The 22440-nt window shown below is 69.5% G+C and carries 22 protein-coding genes and 3 tRNA genes; 18 read left to right on the forward strand and 7 right to left on the reverse strand.

Annotated features, from left to right (window positions below; all coding sequences use genetic code 11):
- Positions 1–23: 23 nt before the first annotated feature.
- Positions 24–902 carry a diacylglycerol/lipid kinase family protein gene (locus tag J4H86_RS25605; RefSeq protein WP_236540876.1) on the reverse strand — a complete coding sequence of 293 codons (879 nt, stop codon included), beginning with the start codon at positions 900–902 and terminating at the stop codon, positions 24–26.
- Positions 903–1132: 230 nt separating this feature from the next.
- Here J4H86_RS25605 and J4H86_RS25610 point away from each other — a divergent pair, with 230 nt between their 5' ends.
- Both J4H86_RS25610 and J4H86_RS25615 read left to right on the forward strand, forming a co-directional pair.
- Positions 1133–2338: a baeRF10 domain-containing protein gene (locus tag J4H86_RS25610; protein ID WP_236540877.1), complete on the forward strand. Its 1206-nt coding sequence runs from the start codon at positions 1133–1135 to the stop codon at positions 2336–2338.
- A gap of 94 nt (positions 2339–2432) precedes the next feature.
- Positions 2433–3425 carry a universal stress protein gene (locus J4H86_RS25615; RefSeq protein WP_236540878.1) on the forward strand — a complete coding sequence of 331 codons (993 nt, stop codon included), beginning with the start codon at positions 2433–2435 and terminating at the stop codon, positions 3423–3425.
- A 2-nt stretch (positions 3426–3427) separates the two neighbouring features.
- Here J4H86_RS25615 and J4H86_RS25620 read toward each other — a convergent pair.
- From J4H86_RS25620 to J4H86_RS25630, 3 genes are all read right to left on the reverse strand, one after another.
- Positions 3428–3502 (reverse strand) — tRNA-Cys (locus tag J4H86_RS25620).
- Positions 3503–3526: 24 nt separating this feature from the next.
- A tRNA-Gly gene (locus tag J4H86_RS25625) sits at positions 3527–3599 on the reverse strand.
- Positions 3600–3676: 77 nt separating this feature from the next.
- A complete protein-coding gene (locus J4H86_RS25630) occupies positions 3677–4111 on the reverse strand; it encodes a roadblock/LC7 domain-containing protein (RefSeq protein WP_236540879.1) in 435 nt (144 codons plus the stop codon).
- Between the two features lie 348 nt (positions 4112–4459).
- Here J4H86_RS25630 and J4H86_RS25635 point away from each other — a divergent pair, with 348 nt between their 5' ends.
- A complete protein-coding gene (locus J4H86_RS25635; protein ID WP_236540880.1) occupies positions 4460–5302 on the forward strand; it encodes an aminotransferase class IV in 843 nt (280 codons plus the stop codon).
- Between the two features lie 16 nt (positions 5303–5318).
- Here the strand turns inward: J4H86_RS25635 and J4H86_RS25640 are convergent, their stop codons facing one another.
- Positions 5319–5738 carry an SsgA family sporulation/cell division regulator gene (locus J4H86_RS25640; protein WP_236544178.1) on the reverse strand — a complete coding sequence of 140 codons (420 nt, stop codon included), beginning with the start codon at positions 5736–5738 and terminating at the stop codon, positions 5319–5321.
- Positions 5739–6185: 447 nt separating this feature from the next.
- On the opposite strand from J4H86_RS25640, the gene J4H86_RS25645 reads away from it, so the two are divergent.
- Positions 6186–6259 (forward strand) — tRNA-Val (locus J4H86_RS25645).
- Positions 6260–7012: 753 nt separating this feature from the next.
- Here the strand turns inward: J4H86_RS25645 and J4H86_RS25650 are convergent.
- Positions 7013–7264: a PGPGW domain-containing protein gene (locus tag J4H86_RS25650; RefSeq protein ID WP_236540881.1), complete on the reverse strand. Its 252-nt coding sequence runs from the start codon at positions 7262–7264 to the stop codon at positions 7013–7015.
- A gap of 328 nt (positions 7265–7592) precedes the next feature.
- Between J4H86_RS25650 and thrS the strand changes: the two genes are divergently transcribed.
- The gene (gene thrS, locus J4H86_RS25655) at positions 7593–9572 is read left to right on the forward strand and encodes a threonine--tRNA ligase (protein ID WP_236544179.1); all 1980 of its coding nucleotides are present in this window, start codon (positions 7593–7595) and stop codon (positions 9570–9572) included.
- A gap of 16 nt (positions 9573–9588) precedes the next feature.
- Here thrS and J4H86_RS25660 read toward each other — a convergent pair whose 3' ends face one another.
- Positions 9589–10275, reverse strand: coding sequence for a cyclase family protein (locus tag J4H86_RS25660; RefSeq protein ID WP_236540882.1), 687 nt, complete (start codon positions 10273–10275; stop codon positions 9589–9591).
- 80 nt (positions 10276–10355) lie between these two features.
- Between J4H86_RS25660 and J4H86_RS25665 the strand changes: the two genes are divergently transcribed.
- From J4H86_RS25665 to J4H86_RS25725, 13 genes are all read left to right on the forward strand, one after another.
- Positions 10356–10961, forward strand: a complete 606-nt coding sequence (locus tag J4H86_RS25665; protein WP_236540883.1) for a Uma2 family endonuclease — start codon at positions 10356–10358, stop codon at positions 10959–10961.
- 42 nt (positions 10962–11003) lie between these two features.
- Entirely contained in the window at positions 11004–12686 is a 1683-nt protein-coding gene (locus J4H86_RS25670; protein ID WP_236540884.1) for a DUF885 domain-containing protein, read from the forward strand.
- Between the two features lie 30 nt (positions 12687–12716).
- The gene (locus J4H86_RS25675; protein ID WP_236540885.1) at positions 12717–13265 is read left to right on the forward strand and encodes an HIT family protein; all 549 of its coding nucleotides are present in this window, start codon (positions 12717–12719) and stop codon (positions 13263–13265) included.
- Positions 13266–13633: 368 nt separating this feature from the next.
- Positions 13634–14254 carry a phosphatidylinositol phosphate synthase gene (gene pgsA, locus J4H86_RS25680; RefSeq protein ID WP_236540886.1) on the forward strand — a complete coding sequence of 207 codons (621 nt, stop codon included), beginning with the start codon at positions 13634–13636 and terminating at the stop codon, positions 14252–14254.
- Positions 14255–14268: 14 nt separating this feature from the next.
- On the forward strand, positions 14269–15171 hold the full coding sequence (locus J4H86_RS25685; protein WP_236540887.1) for a phosphatidylinositol mannoside acyltransferase: 903 nt from the start codon (positions 14269–14271) through the stop codon (positions 15169–15171).
- Between the two features lies 1 nt (position 15172).
- Positions 15173–16315 (forward strand): glycosyltransferase family 4 protein, encoded by a 1143-nt coding sequence (locus J4H86_RS25690; protein WP_236540888.1) that lies wholly within the window; start codon positions 15173–15175, stop codon positions 16313–16315.
- Positions 16312–16878, forward strand: a complete 567-nt coding sequence (locus tag J4H86_RS25695; protein WP_394356420.1) for a hypothetical protein — start codon at positions 16312–16314, stop codon at positions 16876–16878. The genes J4H86_RS25690 and J4H86_RS25695 overlap by 4 nt, the downstream gene beginning before the upstream one ends.
- Positions 16879–17208: 330 nt before the next feature.
- Positions 17209–17958, forward strand: coding sequence for a YebC/PmpR family DNA-binding transcriptional regulator (locus J4H86_RS25700; protein ID WP_236540889.1), 750 nt, complete (start codon positions 17209–17211; stop codon positions 17956–17958).
- Between the two features lie 1101 nt (positions 17959–19059).
- Positions 19060–19602 (forward strand): crossover junction endodeoxyribonuclease RuvC, encoded by a 543-nt coding sequence (gene ruvC, locus J4H86_RS25705; protein ID WP_236540890.1) that lies wholly within the window; start codon positions 19060–19062, stop codon positions 19600–19602.
- A gap of 16 nt (positions 19603–19618) precedes the next feature.
- Entirely contained in the window at positions 19619–20218 is a 600-nt protein-coding gene (gene ruvA / locus J4H86_RS25710) for a Holliday junction branch migration protein RuvA (RefSeq protein WP_236540891.1), read from the forward strand.
- A gap of 28 nt (positions 20219–20246) precedes the next feature.
- Positions 20247–21317: a Holliday junction branch migration DNA helicase RuvB gene (gene ruvB, locus J4H86_RS25715; protein WP_236540892.1), complete on the forward strand. Its 1071-nt coding sequence runs from the start codon at positions 20247–20249 to the stop codon at positions 21315–21317.
- A 103-nt stretch (positions 21318–21420) separates the two neighbouring features.
- Entirely contained in the window at positions 21421–21807 is a 387-nt protein-coding gene (yajC, locus tag J4H86_RS25720; protein WP_394356421.1) for a preprotein translocase subunit YajC, read from the forward strand.
- Complete coding sequence (locus J4H86_RS25725; RefSeq protein ID WP_236540893.1) at positions 21808–22338, forward strand: adenine phosphoribosyltransferase; 531 nt, start codon at positions 21808–21810, stop codon at positions 22336–22338.
- The last annotated feature ends 102 nt before the right edge of the window (positions 22339–22440 follow it).

Raw genomic sequence — 22440 nt, forward strand, 5'->3', positions numbered from 1 at the left:
ACGGTGTCCCCCATGGGCCGTCCTCATGCCGTCACCACCCGCAACGCACCAGCGCGGACGCGCATCGACAGCGGTAGGACGCCCAGGACCTCGCCGTCACCGCAACAGGGCAGCGCTCGGTCCGCCCGCACCTCGACCTCACGTCCACGGAGCACCTCCACCTCCGGCCGTCGTACGTGCGTGCCGTCGTACAGCTCCCGCATCGCGACCGACAGGAAAACCGGGAGCGGGACTTCGTGCAGCAGCATCACGTCCAGAAGACCGTCGTCGACCCGCGCCTGCGGTGCCGCGTGCCGCCCGTTGCCGTAGAACCCGGAGTTGGCCACCAGAACGGTGTAACCGCGAAACCTTCGCCGCGCACCGTCCACCGTGACCGTGTAGGAGACCGGCCGCCACGCCGCCACCGCCCGCAGCGCTGCCGCGTGGTAGCCCGCGCCCCCCAGGAACCGGAACCCGTCCACGTACACCGCGGCCAACGCGTCGACACCCGTGCACACGTTGCCCGCGACCGTGCCCCGCGGGGTATCGACGAGGTCGACGGCGCGGGACTTCCCCTTGCTCAGGATCGTGCCAAGGGCACCGGCGTCCCGTGGAAGCTCCAACTGCCGGGCGAAGTCGTTGCCCCGACCCGAGGGAATGACGCCCAGCACCCCGTCCGCGGCACTCACGCCGGCCGCGACCGCGCCCACCGTCCCGTCGCCACCCACGGCGATCACCATGTCGTCCCGCCGCGCCGCCGTGGCGGCCAACGTCCCCGCGTGGTCGAGGTCCCGGGTGTACTCCAGCGTCACGACGTCGCCCTCCGCCTGGAGGCGCTTGAGCACCTCCCGAACCAGATCGACGTCCCGACGTCTGCGCAGCCCCCCGGCGGCCGGATTGACAACAGCGGTGATTCTGCGCATTCGGAGCGGGCTCCCCTCGGTCGCGGAACCGCCGGCACCACACGCGCGGGACCGGGGGTAGTCGGAGAACCACTGTGACAGTTGGGATGCGGCCGCTCAAGACGTGATCCGGACCGAGCCGCCGGAGTGACGCCGTGGCGGACACGGAACAATCGGCTGGCCGGGACGGAATCTCCGGGCTCTCCTCGGGGTAAGTGCCCTGTGAACAGCTTGATCATCACGGGGGGACCATGCAGAGCCGCAACGCGCCGACGGACATGACCCTGGCTGGATCGGATCCGCGCCTGGCCACACCGGAACCCGACGACGACACCATGCCGGGCCACACCACGCGTCAAGCCCGCTCTCTGCTGCGCGTCCACGCGACGAACCCAGGTGTCGTCACCGTCTGTCTCACGACCCCACGTGACCCCGCCGAGCTGCGGGGCATCCCGGCGCGCGTCCGTGCGCTACTGGCCACCGTCAGCGACGGGACCGCGGACCGCGACCCCACACTCACCGCGACGCTCAACGCGATCGGGGAGACCCTGGGACGGGCGGAGGGCAAGCCACTGGGTCGGGGACGCGCCGTCGTCGCCGCTCCCGAGATCGACCTCTTCGAGGAAGTCCACCTGCCCCAGGAGGTGCCGGACAGCGCGATGCTGGGCCCCCACCCCTATGTACGGCCGCTCATCTCCGCCATCCAGCGCAGCCCCGTCTACTACGTGGCCGTGGCCGACCGGCGGTTCGCCTGGCTCTTCCAGGCCGACGCCGCGCGGATCCGCGAGATCACCTGGATCACCGGCGACCAGGAGCGCTCTCGGAACTTCGCCGGATGGGACGGACTGGAGGAATACAGAGTGCGGCGCAGCGCCGACGAACGCCTCCAACGCCACCACCGCGACACAGCGGCGATCCTGGAACAGGCACTGCGTCAACGTGAGTCCGAGCTCCTGGTCGTGGGAGGACACTCCGAGGCCGTCTCCGCCTTCGTCGCCGAACTCGACGGAGTCGCGGCCGACCGGCTCGCCGGGACGTTCGTCATCGACCCCCACACGATGACGTCCGCGCGGGTACACGAACACGCCTCCACCGTGCTCCGGGACTGGTGCGCGCGGCGCCAACGCACCACACTCGACCGTATCCGGGACGACTCCGCGCGCGCGGTCTGGGGACTGAGCGACACGGTCGGAGCCGCGAACCAGCGCAGCGTCGAGATCCTGTGCATCCCGGAGGAGGGGACGGTTCCCGGATACACCTGCGACGAATGCGGGGGACTCAGCGACGTCCGCGCGATCTGCCCGATGTGCCAACGTCCGGCTCGACACGTCGACGACCTCTACGACGAACTCGCCTATTCGGTGCTGCGGTCCGGGGGAGAGGTCGTCGCGATCGACCCGGAGATCGCCGACCCCGCCGAGCACGAGCTCCCGCTCGCGCTGAACCGGTTCGGCTGAGCCGGCCGCACCACCCACCGCGGCGCCTCCAAACGCGGCACTTGGCACATCGCTGACCAGGGTCCGACACCGGGACCCTGGGTATGTCCCTGGCATGAGCGACAACGCCGACGTGGAGGCCACCCCCACCCCTGAGGCCGCGAACCCGACCACCCCGACCCCGCCGGTGGTGGCGGGGATCGACGGTTCACCGCAGGCGCTCGTCGCGGCCGACTGGGCCGCGGCGGAGGCGGAACTGCGCCAACGCCCCCTTCGTCTCGTCCACGCCTTCGAGTGGCCGGAGTTCAACGTACGGCTCGGTCCGCCACCGGGAGCTCCCGCGGCGGCCGGGTTCCAGAACATGGCCCAGGCGATCGTCGACGAGGCGGAGGCCCGGGTTCGCGCCGCACACCCCAACCTCACCGTCACCGCCGACTGCGTGGCGGGATTCCGCCGACCGGTTCTGGTCGCCGCCGCGCGCGAGGCCGACCTCATGGTCGTCGGCTCCCGAGGCCTGGGAACGGTGGGCGCACTCGTGATCGGCTCCACGACGGCCGAACTCGCCGCCCGCGCCGTCTGCCCCGTCGTCATCGTTCCCGAGAAGGCGCCCGAGCCGACGGCGGGCGACATCGTGGTCGGAGTCGACACCTCACCACAGTCCCGGCCCGCGCTCCAGTTCGCCCTCGACGAGGCGCGGCGCAGGGGCGCTTCCGTCCGCGTGGTCTACGCGTGGGGAGGCGGACGTATCCCGGTCCTCCGATCGGTGCGGGGACGGACCGAGGACCACGAGCCGACCCAGCAGGACGCGGAACGCTGCCTCTCCGAGTTCCTCGCCCAGACACCCGAGGACTACTCCGATGTACCGGTCACCAGCGTCGTGGAGCGGGGTGATCCGCGCCGGATCCTCGTCGCGCAGGGTGGTGACGCGCTGCTCGTCGCCATCGGAACCCGTGGCCGGGGGTCCCTGCGTGGGCTGCTCCTGGGGTCGGTGAGCCAGAGCGTGATCCATCACGTTCGTTCGCCCATCGCGGTCGTTCCCTCGGGAACGCCACAAGGCGAGGACAGTGAAGGAGAAGGGGAGGATCTCGAGGGTGACCGCCCCGGGTGAACTGGAGGCGGGGACGGGAATCGAACCCGCGTACAGGGCTTTGCAGGCCCTTGCCTGAACCACTCGGCCACCCCGCCGCGCCGCAAGGGCGGCATTGTGCGAGCGGACGACGGGATTCGAACCCGCGACCCTCACCTTGGCAAGGTGATGCTCTACCAGCTGAGCCACGTCCGCGTGCGGGGCGCATGCGCGCCCCGTGCACCCCTGACTTTAGCGGACTTCTGGCGCGTGACCAATCCAGGACACGAAAATCATTGCTCGACGCGAGTCGCGGGGGTCGTCGGCATGTCCGGACGAGGGGGAGCGGAGAGGTACTGGCCCACCCGACGAATCACACTGTTCATCTCGTAGGCCACCATCCCGAGGTCACAGCTCGCCGCCGCGAGAAGCGCCAGGCAGGCGCCCTCACCCGCGTTGGCGACCACGAGGTAGGCCTGGTCCATCTCGATCACGGTCTGGCGGATGTCGCCCGCCGCGAACTGCTGCCCCGCGCCGACCGCGAGGCTCTGCAGCCCGGAGGCGATCGCGGCGAGATGCTCCGCCGCGGCACGGTCGAGCTGGCTGGACCGCGCCATGAGCAGCCCGTCGGTGGAGAGCAGGATCGTGTGCTGCGTGCCCTCGGCGCGGGACACGAGATCGTCCAGCAGCCAGCTAAGTTCGTTGGAGTTGGGGGCACTGTGAGTCATCTACGCTCTCGCATCTCATGATGGCGGACAGGGCCAGGGTGGAGGAACACGCCCGTTGTCATGCTGGGTGAGTGCTGCCCAGTTGGTAGGGATTCGTAACCTATCGGATCACCACTGGCGCGGAACAGAGACCGTGCGCCACGACATCGTGGAGTTCGCCAACCAGATTTGTCAGAACCAACACCGATACTGGTGATCGACGAATATGGAGTCATGTCCCCGCTGGTCACCGTAATCCCGGGGTGTGGGGCGCGTCACCAGCAAACAGTCGCTACCGTTGGCACGAGAATGCGGGCCATCGACCATGAAGATCAATTAGTGCGGCAATTCGGAGGAAGGGTGCGGGCCATGAAGGTGTGGATCGCCGGCGCGGAATACGGCGGCGGATCGGTCATCCCCGTCGAGGACGCCAAGATTTCCGTGCTCGACCACGGGATCACCGTCGGTGACGGAGTCTTCGAGACGGTGAAGGCACGTGGGGGAACCGGATTCGCCCTGACCCGCCACCTGCGGCGGCTGGCACGCTCCGCCACCGGGCTGGGCCTGCCCGAACCCGACCTCGGACTGCTCGCCAGCGGTGTGCGCCAGGTCCTCGACGCCAACGCCGCCATCGACCCCGCGCGCGTCAGGATCACCGTCACCGGCGGACCCGGACCGTTGAGCTCGCACCGCGGTGACCAGGGGCTGACCTATCTCGTCGCGCTCACCGAGTTCACCGAACCCGCTGAACGCGTCGACGTCGCCGTCGCGCCGTGGACCCGTAACGAGAATGGGGCCCTCGCCGGGCTGAAGACGACCTCCTACGCGGAGAACGTCCTCGCGCTGCAGTTCGCGGCGCAACGGGGAGCCGACGAAGCGCTCTTCGCCAACACGGCGGGGAACCTGTGTGAAGGAACCGGAAGCAACATCTTCCTGGTCCTGGACGGGGAGCTGTGCACCCCGCCCCTGAGCTCGGGCGCACTCGCCGGAATCACCCGGGAACTCGTCCTGGAGTGGTTCGGCGCCAAGGAGAACGACCTCCCGATGTCCGCGCTCACCAACGCCAGCGAGGCCTTCCTCGCCGGCTCGGGACGCGACATCCAGCCCATCCGAGCAGTCGATGGACAGGTCCTGGCCGAATCGCCCGGACCCGTCACCAGCGAAGTCGCCAAGGTCTTCGCCGAACGCTCCGCGGCGGACATGGACCCGTGAACGTCCCGGCACCTCCTCAACCGAGGAGGTGCTGCTCGATCTCGTCGTCGAGGTCAACGACCTCGCCCTCGTGCCCCGCGGGCACGATCTCATAGGTGCGGTGCAGGAACTCGGCGAGCGGCGGCACCGGAGCCGAGAACTGTGCGTGACCGAAAGGGGACGACAGCGCGATGCTGATGTTGCGTTCGCCGTCCTCCTGCGAGGGCCACACGCGCACGTCGCCGTCACCCACCTCGCGAACAATCCCCACCGTGAGCAGCTCACGAGCGAAAATCCACTCCACGGGCTCGTCCTCACCCACATGGAAGGCCACCGTCACCGCGTAGGGATCCGCGGCAGTGTACTCCAGTCGTGCGACCAGAGGAACGGTCGTGCTACCGGGGACCACGAGCCTCAAGCCCAGGTCCGCGGTCGCAGTGGTGCCGCTACTGTTCATCATCGCCAAACCTTTTCTCGTCCGGCCCCGCGCTGCGCGGGCTGGTTTCAGGTCTCACCCGTTCCAACTCGGCCAGCCGATCGCTATGACGCACAAAAGCCGGAAGACTTTTCAAACGGGCTCCGGGCGGTGGCGCCTGCAAAGCCACCCTAGCCCCACGTCACTCTAATGAGCTGGAGAAACGCGGAATTCCACCTCACACTGTGTGCCGCGTCACCGAATGTGACCATAAGTGCGAGCGCGCGCCGGGCCCCGCCACGAATGCCTTGCCAGTGCGGCTTTCCCACGCCTTGGTCGGTCCATGGTGGTTTGTTGCCCCTCGTGATGAGATCTGCGTCACTCTCGACCTCTCCTCGGGAAGTCCAGAAGGAGCGCCACCCCACCACCGCCCCAGAAAACTGGTTCGACACACCCACAACATGCGCTAGAGTCTTTCCTGCAGCACCGGGGCGGTTAGCTCAGTTGGCTAGAGCGCGTCGTTCACACCGACGAGGTCACTGGTTCGAGTCCAGTATCGCCCACGAGCCCGGCTCATCGTGGTCGGTAGCGTTCGCTACCTTCCCGGTGGGCCGTTGTGTTTGTCGGGGGGACGACCCCCCGCTCTGCTTGTTGAGGCGCTCCGCGCCGGGCCCCGCGTGGCAACGTTGGTTCCTCGCTGTGCGGCGCTGGTGGCCTGGAGCGAAGCCGAGGCTGCCGTTTCTGATCGCACGACGGGTTCGCTCCCCGTGCCGGTAGCCAAGGCGGCCTCGCAGGGTCGTCTCTTTTGCGCTAGCCGGGGGGGCGACCCCCGCTCTGTCTGTTGAGGCGCTCCGCGCTGGTCCCCGCGTGGCGACGTTGGTTCCTCGTGGTGCGGGGCTGGTGGCCTAGCGCGATGCTGGTGACACCGCTCCGTTCGGCGCTCTCACCAGTGAGACGTGGTGGTCACCGACGGGGTTTACCAAGTACTCCGCACGCATTCCCACGACGTTGGCACCTCACCCCGTCTCGTTCGCGCCGGGCGTGTCGGGTGACGCGCACTGACACGGCTGCGTCCCTCCCCACGACGGACCCCCGGCGCCTCTCCGTCGCTCGGCGCTTCCCGTCCCTCGTCACGCGGTCGGTGCTCGGCCGGGCTCCGGACCGCGCCGCCGCGTCGCGATCTCGCCGCAGCCGGACGTGACCCTACGTGGCGGTACCGACCAGATGTGGTCAGGATCGACTTGCATGCCGATTGGGTGGGGTTGAGGGGGATTTGGTGCGAGGTGGGGCTGGATTTCGCGGTCGCGATTCTGGCGCTATTTCGCTGTTTGGTGGTATTTCGTCTTTCTCGCGGAACGATATTCCTGCGCGCGATTCTGCATGTGACGCACGAAGCGCTGCCCGCGCCGCAACAGGCGGCGGGCCCAGCCGAACTCCGACGCCATGACCGCGAGGCCCAGCAGGATGGCGGCCCAGCCCGGCCCCGGGGTGAACCACATGGTGAAACCCGCCAGGAGCAGAACACCGCCGACAACGACGACGACGATTCGCCACGTCCACAGCAGCACGGGGTGCGAATGCATCCGGGTTCGCCAGATACGGGCACGAGCACGCACCCGGCGCCACCGTCGAGTGGCGCGCTCAGCGCGCTTCTTCGGTACCGGATCACTGGTGGAGCTCGGTGACATGCGAATCACAGTATCCGCTCATCACAAGCGACGACATGTATGTTCGGTCGTTGTTCACACACTGTGCGACCACTGGCGATCCTCGTCGGCTGGGTGCGGGGAAACCGGGTCGGCGGTTCCCACGACTCCCGATAACATCGCAGGAGTCACTGCCGGTGCCGACCGACGGCATCCGGATCAGCCAGCCGACCTGGGAGGCAACGTGTCCATGTCCGCCGTGCCCGAGCCGCGCGTCACCCTCGCCGGAACCGAGCGTGTGGTGACGGCCGGGACGACGGCGGGAGAGGCCCTCGACGCCGACGGTCGCACCGTTATCGCCGCGCTCGTCAACGGTGAGGCGCGAGACCTGTCCGCGCCGCTCGCCGACGGAGACACCGTCGAGCCGGTCGCGATCGACTCCGACAAGGGCCGGGAGATCCTGCGGCACTCCACCGCCCACGTCCTCGCCCAGGCCGTACAGGAGCTCTTCCCCGACGCCAAGCTGGGCATCGGACCCCCGGTGGAGAACGGCTTCTACTACGACTTCGACGTGGCCGAGCCCTTCACCCCCGATGACCTGAAACGCATCGAGAAGCGGATGCAGCAGATCGTCAAGCAGGGCCAGCTCTTCGCACGCCGGGCCGTGTCCGACGACGACGCGCGCAAGGAGCTCGCCGCCGAGCCCTACAAGTTGGAACTGATCGGCCTCAAGGGCGGGGCGGCCGAGGCGGGCGAAGGCGCCGACGTCGAGGTGGGTGCCGGTGAGCTCACCATCTACGACAACCTGCACCCGCGCACCGGTGAGCTTTGCTGGAAGGACCTGTGCCGGGGCCCGCACCTGCCCACGACCCGAGTCATTCCGGCGTTCACCCTGATGCGCAGCGGCGGCGCCTACTGGCGCGGCAGCGAGAAGAACCCGCAGTTGCAGCGGATCTACGGCACCGCGTGGGAGTCCAAGGAGCGCCAGAAGGAGTACCTGGACTTCCTGGCCGAGGCGGAAAAACGGGATCACCGCAAGCTCGGCGCCGAACTCGACCTGTTCAGCTTCCCCTCCGAGCTCGGGAGTGGGCTCCCGGTCTTCCACCCCAAGGGGGGCGTGGTGCGCAAGGTCATGGAGGACTACATGCGCACCCGCCAGGCCGAGGCGAACTACGAGTTCGTGAACACCCCGCACATCACCAAGGCCCAGTTGTTCGAGATCTCCGGACACCGGCCCTACTACGCCGAGGACATGTTCCCCACCTTCGAGTTGGACAACTCGGAGTACCTCGTCAAGCCGATGAACTGCCCGATGCACAACCTGATCTACCGGGCACGGGGACGCTCCTATCGGGACCTGCCGCTGCGGATGTGCGAGTTCGGCAGCGTGTATAGGTACGAGAAGTCCGGGGTGGTGCACGGGCTGACCCGTGTCCGCGGGATGACCCAGGACGACGCGCACATCTACACCACGACGGAGCAGGCTCCGGAGGAACTGAAGAGTCTGTTGCAGTTCGTCCTGAGCGTGCTGCGCGACTTCGGACTCAACGAGTTCTACCTGGAGTTGTCCACCCGCGACGACTCCGACAAGTTCATCGGGGATCCGGCCGATTGGGAGGACGCCACCGCGGCGCTGCGGCAGGCCGCCGACGACTCCGGGTTGGACCTCGTGGACGACCCCGGGGGTGCCGCGTTCTACGGGCCGAAGATCTCCGTCCAGGCGCGGGACGCCATCGGTCGTACCTGGCAGCTTTCCACCATCCAACTCGACTTCAACCAGCCCAAGCGGTTCGGGTTGGAGTACCAGGCGGCCGACGGGTCCCGTCAGACTCCGGTGATGATCCACCGTGCGCTGTTCGGCTCCATCGAACGCTTCTTCGGGGTGCTGTTGGAGCACTACGCGGGGGCGCTCCCGCCGTGGCTGGCGCCGGTGCAGGTGATCGGTATTCCGATCGCCGGGGAGCACGTCGCCTACCTGGAGGAGCTCGCCGCCCGCCTGGGCGAGCACGGCATCCGCGTCGAGGTCGACACCTCCACCGACCGGATGCAGAAGAAGATCCGCAACGCCCAGAAGCGTAAGGTTCCCTTCATGCTGTTGGCGGGCGACGACGACGTCGAGAAGCGAGGCGTCTCGTTCCGTTACCGCGACGGGGAGCAGAAGAACGGGGTCCCGCTGGACGCCGCGATCCAGGAGATCGTGGCCGCCGTCCAGTCGCACGAGCAGGTGTAGCGCCGCGTCCTGGGCGTCACTCGGCTGGGTCCCCGGCGACTGAGATCTCGAGGGCGGCGGCGCGCACCGGTGCGCCGTCCGCCCCGTCCAGTTTGAGTGGCAGCACACTGATGAGGGGGTCGACGAAGTCGACCTCCTCCAGTCGACACAGGTTCTCCACCAGGACACCGTCAGCGGCGGCGAACGTGCGATGCACCGGCCAGGACCCGCCGGGGTGCGTGGCGTCCGGAGTCTCGTCCAGGTTGGGGGCGTCGATCCCCACACACCGAACCCCCGCCCGGACCAGAATCTCCGCGGCGTCGCCCGCCAGGTAGGGGTGGTCGAAGTAGGTCGGTGTCCCGTAGTGGAGGGACCAGCCCGTGCGCAGCAGCACGATCGTTCCCGGCGGGATCCCGTCAAGGGTGGGCGCCAGGTCCGACCACACGATGGGCTGACGCGGCTCCAAGCCGATGACGTCCACGATGACCCCCGGCCCGCAGCACACCTCCAACGGCACGGCGTCGACCCGCGTGCCGGCGTCGTCGAAGTGGAACGGCGCGTCCGCGTGTGTCCCCGACTGTGACCCCATGGCGACGTGTGCCAGGTTGTAGCCGTCGGCCGCGATCGTGGCCACCGGGGTGACGCTGGGCTCCGGATCCCCGGGATACACCGGAGTCATCGCGCCGACGGTGTGGGAGAGGTCGACGACGCGGCGTACACGCACGAGCGGTCCAATCACGTTCGAGCTGGTTGTCCACAAATTCAATCGTTTCGCTACGCGGCGTCACGGTGCACAATAGAGTCGTGGCCGACGAAAACCATACCCGGGAGGAAGCCGTGACCATCGCGGTAGAAAACCCCGCGCCCGACACTTCTCTCGCGGAGCTGGCTGACCAGCTCCGCGTGCCCGAAGGCTATCGGGTGGAGATTATTGGAGGACAGGTCGTCGTGTCACCGACCCCCCTGTTGCGCCACGCACGAATCGTCTCCCGTCTCTTTCGTGCGCCGGCGTTGGCTGTCGAAGGGCTCGTACCGCTTGACATGGTGTCGATTGAGCTTCCCGACTCTGAAGAGCGCTACATTCCCGATCTTGTGTTCCTGCCCGAGGAGGTGAACGACGACGAGTGGCTCATCCCGGTCTCCGAGGTCGCGCTCGCCGTCGAGGTCACGTCACCGGGCAATCCCGAGCACGACCGGGTTCGCAAGCTCCGTGGCTACGCCAGGGCCGCGGTGCCGATCTATCTTCTGATCGACACCGGCGACGAGACCGTCACCCTGTTCGAGAATCCGCGGGACGGTGCCTACCACCGGCAGACCCGGGTGGACATGGGTGGCACCATCACCCTGCCAGCCCCGTTCTCCGGCGAGCTGGACACGAAGCCGTTCGTGGCGCGGGGCGGCAAGTTCTGACTCGGGGTGCCACCGGGCCCTTCGTCAAGGCACGATGGAGGGATGAGTTCCACGCCCGACCCCGGGGTCAACGCGATGACCGACCGCTTCCACCAGGTCTCCCACTCGGTACTCGACGCACTCCTCGACGCCGACCCCCAGTGGGCGAGTGACCTGGGTGACGTGCGTCAGGCGGGGCGGCTGACCGACTACGCGCCCGACGCGCGCGCCGACCGGGCCGCGGTGTTGACCGACGGGCTCGGGGCCCTGGACGACATCGACGACACCCAGTTGGCCCCCGCCGACATCGTCGACCTCGAGCTCCTGCGCGGCAAGCTGAGCGCCGACCTGTGGCGCCTGACCGAACTGTGCCCGCACGCCTGGAACCCCCTGATCCAGCTCCCCAACGCCGCCCTGTACGAACTCGTCGTCAAGGAGGACCTGCCCACGTGCGAGCGGGTGCGTGCCCTGACTGCGCGATGCGCGCGGGTGCCGGCGTTCCTGGAGACCGCGCGGGCCACCCTGAACAGTTCGCTGCCACGTCCGCACGTGGAGACCGCGGCGGCCCGGGCGCGTGGCGCCGCCGAGCTGCTCGGCGGACCACTCGAGGCGCTCCTGGCCGCGGAACCCGGTGCGGAGTCAGAGCTGCGAGGCGTCGCCGACGAGGCGCGCACCGCGCTGCGCGAGCACGCCGACTGGCTGGACTCGCGGCTGGAACTCGCCGACGCCGACCCGCGCCTGGGCGCGCGCGACTACGCCGCGCAGCTTTGGTACGTCCAGGACGCGGAGATCTCCCCGGACCAGTTGCTGACCCGGGCGGAGAGCGACCTGCTCGCCGTGGAGGAGGAACTGGCGGAGGTCGCGGCCCGGATCGAGGACCGTCCCACCGACCCGGACCAGGTGCGCCGAGTCCTGGAACGACTGGCCGCGGAGCGACCGACCGACGCCGAGACCCTGCTGCCCGCGTGCGAGCGGGACCTCGAGTACCTGCTGGACCGGGTGGCCGATCTCGACGTGGTCACCCTGTACGACGACGAGGTCCGCGTCATCCCCATGCCGGAGGCACAGCGAGGGATCGCCGCGGCCTACTGTGACGCCCCCGGACCGCTCGCCCCGCGCGACCGTGCCGCCGTGACCTTCGTGGCCGTGGCCCCACCGCCTCCGGACTGGCCGGCGGGCCGCGCGGAGTCTTTCTACCGCGAGTACAACGGACACATGGTGCGCAACCTGATGGTCCACGAGGCCGTGCCCGGGCACGCGGTCCAACTGGCGCACGCACGCCGCTACTCCGCGGCCACCAACGTGCGCGCCGCGCTGCGCAGCGGACCGTTCATCGAGGGCTGGGCCGTCTACGCCGAGGAGACGATCGCGGGTTCGGGGTGGGGGGACGACACGGGGGAGAACCTCGCCCTGCGCGCGGTGCAGCTCAAGATGCGGCTGCGCACCACCCTGAACGCCATCCTCGACGTGCGCACCCACTGCGGTGAACTGGACGAGGCCGAGGCGATGGCACTCCTGACGGGGCGGGGCCACCAGGAGGAGAGCGAGGCGCGCGCGAAGTGGCGCCGGGCCCAGCTCACCAGCGCCCAGTTGGCGACCTACTACGTCGGACACGCGGAGATGCGCGCCATCGCCCGTGACCTTCGCGTCGAACGACCGACCGCGAGTGACCGCGACATCCATGACGCGATGCTCTCCATGGGTTCCCCACCCCCTCGATACCTGCGCGCCCTGCTGGGAATATAGGTTCGAGGCACAGTCAACGAAGGGGGTGCGATGGCGTCGGACGCGGACGTCGAGGGCGCGGCGGGCACACCGGACGGGTTCGACCGACTGTGGACTCCGCACCGGATGGCCTACATCCGGGGCGAGGGCAAGCCCACCGGATCCGGGGCCGACGACGGATGCCCCTTCTGCCGAGCCCCCGGACTGTCCGGCGACGAGGGGCTGGTGGTGGCCCGCGGGCGAACCGTCTTCGCCGTGCTCAACCTCTACCCCTACAACAGCGGGCACCTCATGGTCTGCCCCTACCGCCACGTCGCCGACTACGCCGACCTGAACGACGACGAGTCCGCGGAACTCGCCCGACTGACCCAGCACAGCATCCGCGCGCTGCGGTCCGTCTCCCACCCCAAAGGCTTCAACGTCGGGATGAACCTCGGTGACGTGGCCGGCGCGGGCATCGCTGCCCACCTCCACCAACACATCGTTCCCCGCTGGGAGGGGGACTCCAACTTCATGGCGGTCGTGGGGCGGACGAAGGTCCTGCCGGAGCTGTTGTCCGACACCCGCAAGTTGCTCTCGGAGCACTGGCCGTCCGACTGAGCCCCGGACCCGACGGCGAACACCTCTCCGACGCCGGGACCCTGGCGCGTACCGCGCTGTCCCGGGTGGAACGGGTCGGAGTGCCGAGCCGACCGATCGCCACCCGCGTGATCAGCGGACTCAACCCTGAGTGGCGAGACAACACGCGGGTCGCCCCGGGCGCCAGGTGCGCCGGGCGGCCACCCACGCGGACTACGATCGAGGTGAGGCGTTGGTGTCGCAGTGGGAGGAAGAGGAGTTCACCTCGTGCGCTCTGTTCCACGGCTCCCCAGCTCCGGAGGCCGGACAACGTCTGGGACGGCCCTGGCGGGGAAGGTGTACAACACCCGACGGATGCGCGTAGCGGAAACGGATCCGGCGGTCACCTGATGTTGAACGAACTGCGCCCCACGGCGGCCCGAGTCCTGGACCCGATCGGTCGAGGACTGGCCCGCCTCGGCTTCAGCGCGAACGCGGTGACGGGAATCGGCTCACTGGGCGCGACCGTGAGCGCCCTCGTCCTCTATCCGATGGGCGCGCTCTTCCTCGGATCGCTCCTCGTCACGTTCTTCGTCCTGTTCGACATGCTCGACGGGGCCGTCGCCCGGGCGCAGAACCGTAGTAACCAGTGGGGGGCGTTCCTCGACTCCACCCTGGACCGTGTCGCCGACGCCGCCGTCTTCTGCGGATTGTTGGTCTGGTTCGTCGGTGGTGGCGACAGTCGGCCGTTCGCCGCCCTCACCCTCGTCTGCATGGTGCTCGCCTTCCTCATCCCCTACATCAAGGCGCGCTCGGAGGGGTTGGGCGTCCGCTGCGACGTCGGCATCGCCGAACGGCCGGTGCGGCTGGTCATCATCCTCACCGCCGTGGGGGTCCACGGGCTCGGTGCGCCATACGTCCTCGCCGTCGGCCTCTGGCTCCTCGCCGGAGTGAGCGCGGTGACCGTGCTGCAGCGCGTGCTGGAGACGTGGAACCGGTTGTCCGACCCCCAATCGAGCACGGGTGGTTGAGGCGGGCAGAGCACATGGGTGACCGCGGCGTTTTGCTCGCCCACAAAGTGGGGTGGGCGGGGATGCGGTGGATGCCCGAGAGGTCCGGGCGGTGGCTGTTCGCCCGCTTGGCGGACCGTGCCTGGAAGGGACGCGGCTCCGGGGTCCTCCGCCTCGAGGAGAACCTGCGCCGCGCCGTCCCGGACGCGACGGAACCCGAACTGCGGGACCTCGCCCGAGCGGCCATGCGCTCCTACACGCGGTACTTCTTCGAGGCCTTCCGACTGCACACCCTCTCCACCGACACCCTGGCCGCGCGGACGCGCGCCACGGGGATCGAGGAGTTGGAGGCCCATCTCGCGGCCGGCCGGGGCGTGATCGCCGCGTTGCCCCACATGGCCAACTGGGACCACGCCGGCGCCTGGATCTGCTCCCGGGGGACCCCCCTGACCACGGTCGCCGAGCGCCTACGACCCGAGGAACTGTTCCGACGGTTCGTCACCTTCCGGGAACGGCTGGGGATGGAGGTGCTCTCGCTGGATGACGGCGTCCGCACCACCGAAACCCTCACCCGGCGGCTCGGCCAGGGACGACTCGTGTGTCTCCTCGCCGACCGGGACCTCACCGGTCGCGGAGTGGAGGTCACGCTGTTCGGCGAACCCGCGCGCCTCCCGGCCGGCCCAGCCGCGCTGGCCGTGGCCACGGGGGCGGCACTGATGCCCGTCGGCCTGTGGTTCGACGGCCCGTACCTCAGGATCCGTGTGCACCCCGAGCTCCCCCTGCCACGATCCGGCCCCAGGCAGGAGCGGGTTCGCACGCTGACCCAGCACCTCGCCACGGTCCTCGAGGCGGAGATCGCCGAACATCCCCACGACTGGCACATGCTGCGTCCCGTGTTCACCGTCGACTTCCCCGCCACTGCACCGGAGGGGGTCTGAGATGCGGGTCGGGCTCGTCTGTCCCTACACCTGGGACACTCCGGGCGGAGTGCAGCAGCACGTGCGGGACCTCTCCGAAGCGCTGATAGGGCTCGGCCACGAGGTGCGGGTGTTGACCCCGTGCGACCGGCCGGAGAACCTGCCCCCACACGTGACGGCCGCGGGGCGCGCCATCCCCGTCCCCTACAACGGGTCGGTGGCTCGACTCTCGTTCGGCGTACGCGCCGCGGGCCGGGTTCGGTCCTGGGTCCGCGACGGCGACTTCGACCTGTTGCACGTCCATGAGCCGGCGGCGCCCAGTCTCTCCCTGTTGGCGTGTTGGCTCGCCGACCTGCCCATCGTCGCGACCTTCCACACCAGCAACACCCGTTCCCGCGCGATGGCGGCGTCCGCGGCCGCGCTGTGCACCGCGCTGGAACGGGTCAACGGACGCATCGCCGTGTCGGAGGAGGCGCGACGCACCCTGGTCGAGCATCTGGGTGGGGACGCCGTCCTCATCCCCAACGGTGTCGACGTCGCCCGGTATCAGGACGCGGAGCCGTTGGCGGGTTGGCCCGGATCCGGCGGAGCCCTGGGATTCCTCGGGCGGATGGACGAACCACGCAAGGGGCTGCGCGTGGCGCTGGAGGCCTTCACGATGTTGGCCGCCACGAGGGACGACCTGAGACTCCTGATCGCGGGCCCCGGCGCGGGTGGCGCGGTCCAGACGCACGTTCCCGCTGAGCACCGGGATCGAGTGGTGGTCGCCGGCCAACTCAGCGAGGAGGACAAGATCCGCGCCTATCACTCGGTCGATGTCTTCTGCGCCCCCAACCTCGGTGGCGAGAGCTTCGGCATCGTTCTCGCGGAGGCGATGGCCAGCGGCGTGCCGATCGCGGCCAGCGACATTCCCGCGTTCCGCGACGTCCTCCTGGACGGTCGGGCCGGGGCGCTCTTCTCCGTCGGCCGAGCGGACGCGCTCGCCACCGCGGTGGCCGAGCTTCTGGACGACCCCCAGCGCAGGACCGCCCTCGCCACGGCGGCGCGGCGGTCCGTGCGACGCTTCGACTGGGCCAGTATCGCCAGCGACGTGGTGCGGGTCTACGAAACCGTCTGTCCGCCACGACCGGCCGCCACGGCCGCGCCCCCCTCGACGAGACCGTGATCCCCGACTGGGTCGCGGCCGCGAGTGTCGCCGCGCTCGTGCTCGTGCTGCTGGCCTTCTACACTTCCTGGCGCGCGAGTCGGCTCGACGGTCTGCACACGCGGCTGGAGACGGCGCGTTCCGCGTTGGACACGGCTCTGGCCCGCAGGCACACGGTGGTGGGGGAGCTGGCGGCGTTGCCCGGGTTGGACCCCGCGTCCCAGCTCCTGCTCGCCGAGGCCGTGGCCAAGGCCCGAAGGTCCGCCGCCTCCGCCGACCGGAACCGGATGGAACTCGCGGAGAGCGCGCTGTCACGCACGCTACGGGCCGTCCTCGACGACGCCGGCGTGCGTCCCGTGGCGGTGGACGACCGGGCGGTCTTCGACGAAGTCGCGGCCGAGGCGCGTCGCACCCTGTTCGCCCGTAGGTTCTATAACGATGCTGTCGCCGCGACGCGGCACGCGCGGTCCCGGCGTCTGGTGCGCTGGTTGCGTCTGGCCGGGGGCGCCCCCAGCCCCGAATTCTTCGAGATCGACGACGAACCGCCGGCCATGTCGGACCGGGCGTCGCCCGGCTCCGAGTAGAGACGCGCCGCCAGCCACGGCCCACACGCCGGATGTCGGTCGGGGGCGACGGTGGAACCACGCCCGCCCCGCATCTACTCTTTCCAAAGACGACTCGGCGCGAGGTCCCGGGACGATGGAGCGCGTCACCGCGTTCCGATCGTGCCCGAACAGCCAATGAGCAGGCGTTACGGCACCATGCGGTGAGGCGCCGCGCGGTTCGGGGGCGACGGGCCCGACCCGGTCGGCCGGTAGGATCGGGCGACGCGACGGGGACGCCAGTCGCAGCCCCTCCCGGAGACGCCCGCGTCCGAGCGACGGAAGCTTTAGACGGTGAAAGGATCGGCGTAAATGAGCGGCCACTCCAAGTGGGCCACCACCAAACACAAAAAGGCCGTGATCGACGCGAAGCGGGGCAAGCTCTTCGCCAAGCTCATCAAGAACGTCGAGGTCGCGGCCCGCACTGGTGGAGGTGACCCTGATGGCAACCCGACGCTGTACGACGCGATCCAGAAGGCCAAGAAGAACTCGGTCCCGCTGGACAACATCGAACGGGCGCGCAAGCGCGGGGCGGGCGAGGAGGCCGGTGCCGCCGACTGGCAGACGGTGATGTACGAGGGCTACGCCCCGGGCGGCGTGGCGCTGCTGATCGAGTGCCTGACCGACAACCGTAACCGAGCCGCCTCGGACGTGCGGGTGGCGGTCACACGCAACGGCGGCTCCATGGCGGACGCCGGCTCTGTGTCCTACCTGTTCAACCGCAAGGGCGTCGTCGTGGTCCCCAAGGAGGGCACGACGGAGGACGACGTCACCCTCGCGGCGCTGGAGGCCGGGGCTGAGGACATCAACGACCTCGGTGAGGCGTACGAGGTGATCAGCGAACCCACGGACCTGGTCGCCGTGCGGACCGCGCTGCAGGACGCGGGCATCGACTACGAGTCGGCCGAGTCCAGTTTCGTCCCCACCATGGAGGTCCCCGTCGACGAGGAGAACGCGCGGAAGGTCATCCGCATCGTCGACGCCCTCGAGGACGCCGACGACGTCCAGAACGTCTTCAGCAACGCGGACATCTCCGACGAGATCATGGCCAAGATCGACTAGCGCGGGTTCGTGGACGACCACCTCATCGCACCGTCTGCCGGAATGGCGGTGTGGTGCTGGGGAACGGGCCCCACCCCGACGCCGGGGTCCACGTCGCGTGCGACCAACAGGACCCCGACGGCACTGCGCACTCGGGTGCCGCATCGGACCGGCGCGGGAGAGCAACAAGCCGTCCACCGCGGCCCCCGCCCTGAGAGCTCCCGACGTGTGCGCTCAAGGCGGGGTCGGGGAACCAGTGGGTCCGCCCTCGAGGGTGGATCGAGACTCGGGTGGTTCGGCGGCCGTGGGCATCGGAAGGACGGTCGTTCGCGGCGCGTCCCGTCCGGTTGAGCCGTCGACTCGCGGGCTCGAGGTCCGAGCGGTGAGAACGCGTCAGGTCCTGATACGGCGCACCGCCTGAGGGAGACCGAGCCGGGGCGTCGCGTGTGCCCATGGCCTCGCTGGAACCGCTCGGACCGCGGCGGCGGGCAGCTCCGAGTGGACGGTGGCGAGACGCGCGGGGAGAGGGCGAGGTCGAGCGTTGTTGTCCGGAAGACGTCGCTCGACATGGCGACCTCAGGGTCACGGGTGGACCAGCCAGGAGTGCCGCCGGGAGCGCCGACCAATCGGGGCGACCGGGACACCGGGACCGTCCGACGCCCGCGCTGTTCCTCACGTACGAGGCCCCTGGCGGTCAGCCGCGTGCCGGATTCCGTCGCCGTCGCGACACACCGTTCCCCGACGGAGCGACTCCGCGGTGTCGCGCCGTGCCCGCGCCACGTGCGGACCATATCTGGCGCTCCAGTCGGTCGCCACGCGGGTCCCGGCGGCCGGGAGCCGCACCGGCCCCGCGTGTCGTCGAAGCGCACCACCCGCTGTCGTCGCCCGCCTCGGCCCCTCGTGCGGGATGGAGAGGTGGAGCGTGGCGCCCACCGGCCTCATGTCGGGCGCGGAGTGTCCTCGGTGTCCCGCGTCGACGTGATCCGACCCCGGTGCGCACCCGACGGGCGTCCTCGAGGCTTCCGGTGTCCCGCGTACCGAGGTTCGCGTCGGGGCGGCCGTTGTGGCCGGGCACCTGTAGGCTCAACGAACGAACGTTCGAGCGAGACCACGGGGGGCGCGGTGCGTGTGTTGGGAGTCGATCCGGGGCTCACCCGGTGCGGACTCGGGGTGGTCGAGGGCGTCGCCGGGCGGGCGTTGAGCCTGCGCGGGGCCGGCGTCGTACGAACCTCTCCCGAGGCCGGGCTGCCCAGCCGCCTGCTGGACGTGGAGCGGGGGATCGAACGCTGGCTCGACGAGTACCAGCCCGACGTCCTCGCGGTGGAGCGCGTGTTCGCGCAGCAGAACCTCAGCTCGGTCATGGGTACGGCCCAGGCCAGCGGCATCGCGATCGTCTGCGCCGCCCGCCGGGACCTTTCCGTGGCCACGCACACCCCCAGCGAGGTCAAGGCCGCGATCACCGGGAGTGGTCGCGCGGACAAGGCGCAGATCGGGGCGATGGTGGCCCGGGTGCTGCGCCTCTCGGAAGCCCCCCGCCCGGCCGACGCCGCCGACGCCGTCGCCCTGGCGATCTGTCACATCTGGCGGGGGGGCGCACAGACACGCGTGGAACAGGCGCGACGTGACTACGAGCGTCGAGTGGCGCTCGCCCGTCGGCAGCCCTGAAGGAGACGAGGGTTCCGTGATCGCATTCCTCACCGGTCGGGTCATGGCCGTGGACGCGCACTCCGCCGTGATCGACGTGGGTGGTGTCGGGCTGTCCGCCTTGTGCACGCCGGCCACGTTGGCCCAGTTGCGCGTCGGCGAGACGGCGACGGTCGCCACCAGCCTGGTCGTGCGTGAGGATTCCCTGACCCTCTACGGGTTCGGGACCGGCGAGGAGCGCACGGTGTTCGAGGCGCTCCAGACCGCCAGCGGCATCGGGCCGCGGATCGCCCTGGCGGCGCTCGCCGTACTGACTCCCCAAGCGCTGCGCGACGCGGTCGCCAGCGAGGACACCGCCACTCTCACGCGGATTCCCGGCGTGGGCAAGAAGAGCGCACAGCGGATCTGCCTCGAACTGCGCGACAAGCTGGGCGGCGGAGCCGTGGACGCTCCTTCCTCCTCGGCGGGGGCACCGCCGACCCGCGCCCAGGCCGTGGAGGGTCTCGTCAATCTGGGATGGTCGACACGGGACGCCGAGACGGCCGTCAAGGCCGCGGCCACCGAGTTCGCCGACGACGCCGCGCCCGACACGGCGACCCTGCTGCGAACCGCGCTGCGTAAGCTGAGCCGGGCGTGACGGCCGTGGTGGAAGGAGAGGGCGAGCAGTGACGGACGCCGAGGAGTACGACGAGCCCCGGGGCTTGGTCTCGCCCGAGGCCGGGCTGGAGGACAACGAGGTCGAGGGGGCGCTGCGGCCCAAACGGCTCGAGGAGTTCGTCGGACAGGACCGCGTCTGCGACCAACTGTCCCTGGTCCTGCGCAGTGCGCAGCGTCGTGGCCGGGCCCCCGACCACGTCCTGATGTCCGGACCCCCCGGGTTGGGAAAGACGTCCCTCGCGATGATCATCGCTGAGGAGTTGGGCGCGCCGCTTCGTATCACCTCCGGCCCCGCCATCGAACGCTCCGGCGACCTCGCCGCCATCCTCTCCACCCTGCGCGAGGGGGAGGTGCTCTTCCTGGACGAGATCCACCGCATGGCCCGCCCCGCCGAGGAGATGCTCTACGTCGCGATGGAGGACTTCCGGGTCGACGTCGTCGTCGGCAAGGGTCCGGGAGCTACCGCGATCCCCCTGGACCTCGCCCCCTTCACACTGGTCGGGGCCACCACACGCGCGGGCCTCCTTCCCGCCCCGCTGCGGGATCGGTTCGGGTTCACCGCCCACCTGGACTTCTACGCAGCGAAGGACCTCGAGGCCATCCTGCGCCGCTCCGCTGACCTCCTCGGGGTCCGCCTCGACGAGGACGCGGCGGTGGAGGTCGCGCGTCGGTCCCGAGGGACGCCCCGCATCGCCAACCGGCTGCTTCGCCGGGTCCGCGACTACGCCGAGGTGCATGGCGACGGCGACCTGACCAAGGAGAACGCCCGCGCCGCACTCAGCCTGTACGAGGTGGACGAACAGGGACTCGACCGCCTGGACCGCGCGGTGCTCGACGCGTTGCTGCGCCGGTTCGCCGGCGGCCCCGTCGGCCTGTCGACCCTCGCGGTGTCCGTGGGGGAGGAGCCGGAGACGGTGGAAGTGGTCGCGGAGCCATTTCTGGTGCGTTCCGGTTTCATCGCGCGCACCCCGCGGGGACGCGTCGCGACGGCGGCGGCGTGGACGCACGCGGGGCTGACCCCACCGCAGGACACGGTGTTCGGGACGGCTACGCTGTTTGACGACACGGGGGGTACGTAGGGCGGACCGTCGAGCGCAGGAACAACCGACCCGCCCTGGTACGTTAAGCAAAAGGCCGGGCCCGGTGCTCGGCGGAATTCGTTAACCGAGGGAAGGATGCCCCGTGACTGAGGGCCTTTTGTATCTCGCGGCGGAGGGCCAGGAGGGGTCGAGTTTCCTGGTTCAGATGCTCCCGTTCGTTCTGATCATCGCGGTGTTCTACCTCCTGTTCTTCCGGCCGCAGCAGAAGCGCCGGCAGCAGGAGAACCAGATGCAGAACTCGCTGCTGCCCGGTCAGGAGATCATGACCAAGAGTGGCATGTTCGGGACCATCGTGGACGTACACGACAATGACATCGAGGTCGAGGTGTCGCCGGGAACCCGAATCCGCATGATCAAGGCGGGCATCGCCGAGGTTCTCACGCCGCAGGACCCGAGTGGGATCGAGGACCACCCCGACTTCCCGACCACGGGCAGCGACGACGATCGCGACAACCCGAACCGGCCCTGAATGTCGCAGGATCTCGCCACACTCATCGACAAGCGCGTACGCACCATCCCCGACTATCCGAAGCCGGGGGTGGAGTTCAAGGACATCACTCCCCTGCTGGCCGATCCCGCGGCCTTCCGGGCGGTGGTGGACGGCGTGCGGGAACGCTACGACGCCGAGTCGGTCGACGCGGTGGTGGGGATCGAGGCACGTGGCTTCATCCTCGCGGCGCCGATCGCCTACGCGATGGGGGCGGGATTCGTTCCGATCCGTAAAAGCGGGAAACTTCCCGCGCGGACGCTCGACGCGACCTATGATCTCGAGTACGGAACCGAGACCATGGAGATGCACGCGGACGGCGTCTCGCCCGGCGATCGAGTCCTGATCGTCGATGACGTCCTCGCGACCGGTGGTACCGCGGAGGCCGCGGTGCGACTGGTCCGGGCCGCGGGTGGAACGGTGGTCGGACTCTCGGTCCTGATGGAACTCGGTTTCCTGAACGGGCGTCAAAGACTCACAGACGTCGAACCCTACGCGTTGACCGTCGCCTGATCCGGGCCGCCTTGAAGGCGGTCGATAAACTAGCTGGTAAGCGGCGGTCGGCCGTACTCTCACAGCGCCGTGCGGTCACGATGAGTGTCCGCACTCGCTGTG

This window comes from Spiractinospora alimapuensis (assembly GCF_018437505.1).
GTDB classification, from domain to species: domain Bacteria; phylum Actinomycetota; class Actinomycetes; order Streptosporangiales; family Streptosporangiaceae; genus Spiractinospora; species Spiractinospora alimapuensis.

Bases quoted from the DNA above. Each gene is read 5' to 3' on its own strand.
- J4H86_RS25605 (WP_236540876.1), bottom strand. From the start codon at position 902: ATGCGCAGAATCACCGCTGTTGTCAATCCGGCCGCCGGGGGGCTGCGC.
- J4H86_RS25610 (WP_236540877.1), top strand. From the start codon at position 1,133: ATGCAGAGCCGCAACGCGCCGACGGACATGACCCTGGCTGGATCGGAT.
- J4H86_RS25615 (WP_236540878.1), top strand. From the start codon at position 2,433: ATGAGCGACAACGCCGACGTGGAGGCCACCCCCACCCCTGAGGCCGCG.
- J4H86_RS25630 (WP_236540879.1), bottom strand. From the start codon at position 4,111: ATGACTCACAGTGCCCCCAACTCCAACGAACTTAGCTGGCTGCTGGAC.
- J4H86_RS25635 (WP_236540880.1), top strand. From the start codon at position 4,460: ATGAAGGTGTGGATCGCCGGCGCGGAATACGGCGGCGGATCGGTCATC.
- J4H86_RS25640 (WP_236544178.1), bottom strand. From the start codon at position 5,738: ATGAACAGTAGCGGCACCACTGCGACCGCGGACCTGGGCTTGAGGCTC.
- thrS (WP_236544179.1), top strand. From the start codon at position 7,593: ATGTCCGCCGTGCCCGAGCCGCGCGTCACCCTCGCCGGAACCGAGCGT.
- J4H86_RS25670 (WP_236540884.1), top strand. From the start codon at position 11,004: ATGAGTTCCACGCCCGACCCCGGGGTCAACGCGATGACCGACCGCTTC.
- J4H86_RS25675 (WP_236540885.1), top strand. From the start codon at position 12,717: ATGGCGTCGGACGCGGACGTCGAGGGCGCGGCGGGCACACCGGACGGG.
- pgsA (WP_236540886.1), top strand. From the start codon at position 13,634: ATGTTGAACGAACTGCGCCCCACGGCGGCCCGAGTCCTGGACCCGATC.
- J4H86_RS25685 (WP_236540887.1), top strand. From the start codon at position 14,269: ATGGGTGACCGCGGCGTTTTGCTCGCCCACAAAGTGGGGTGGGCGGGG.
- J4H86_RS25690 (WP_236540888.1), top strand. From the start codon at position 15,173: ATGCGGGTCGGGCTCGTCTGTCCCTACACCTGGGACACTCCGGGCGGA.
- J4H86_RS25700 (WP_236540889.1), top strand. From the start codon at position 17,209: ATGAGCGGCCACTCCAAGTGGGCCACCACCAAACACAAAAAGGCCGTG.
- J4H86_RS25725 (WP_236540893.1), top strand. From the start codon at position 21,808: ATGTCGCAGGATCTCGCCACACTCATCGACAAGCGCGTACGCACCATC.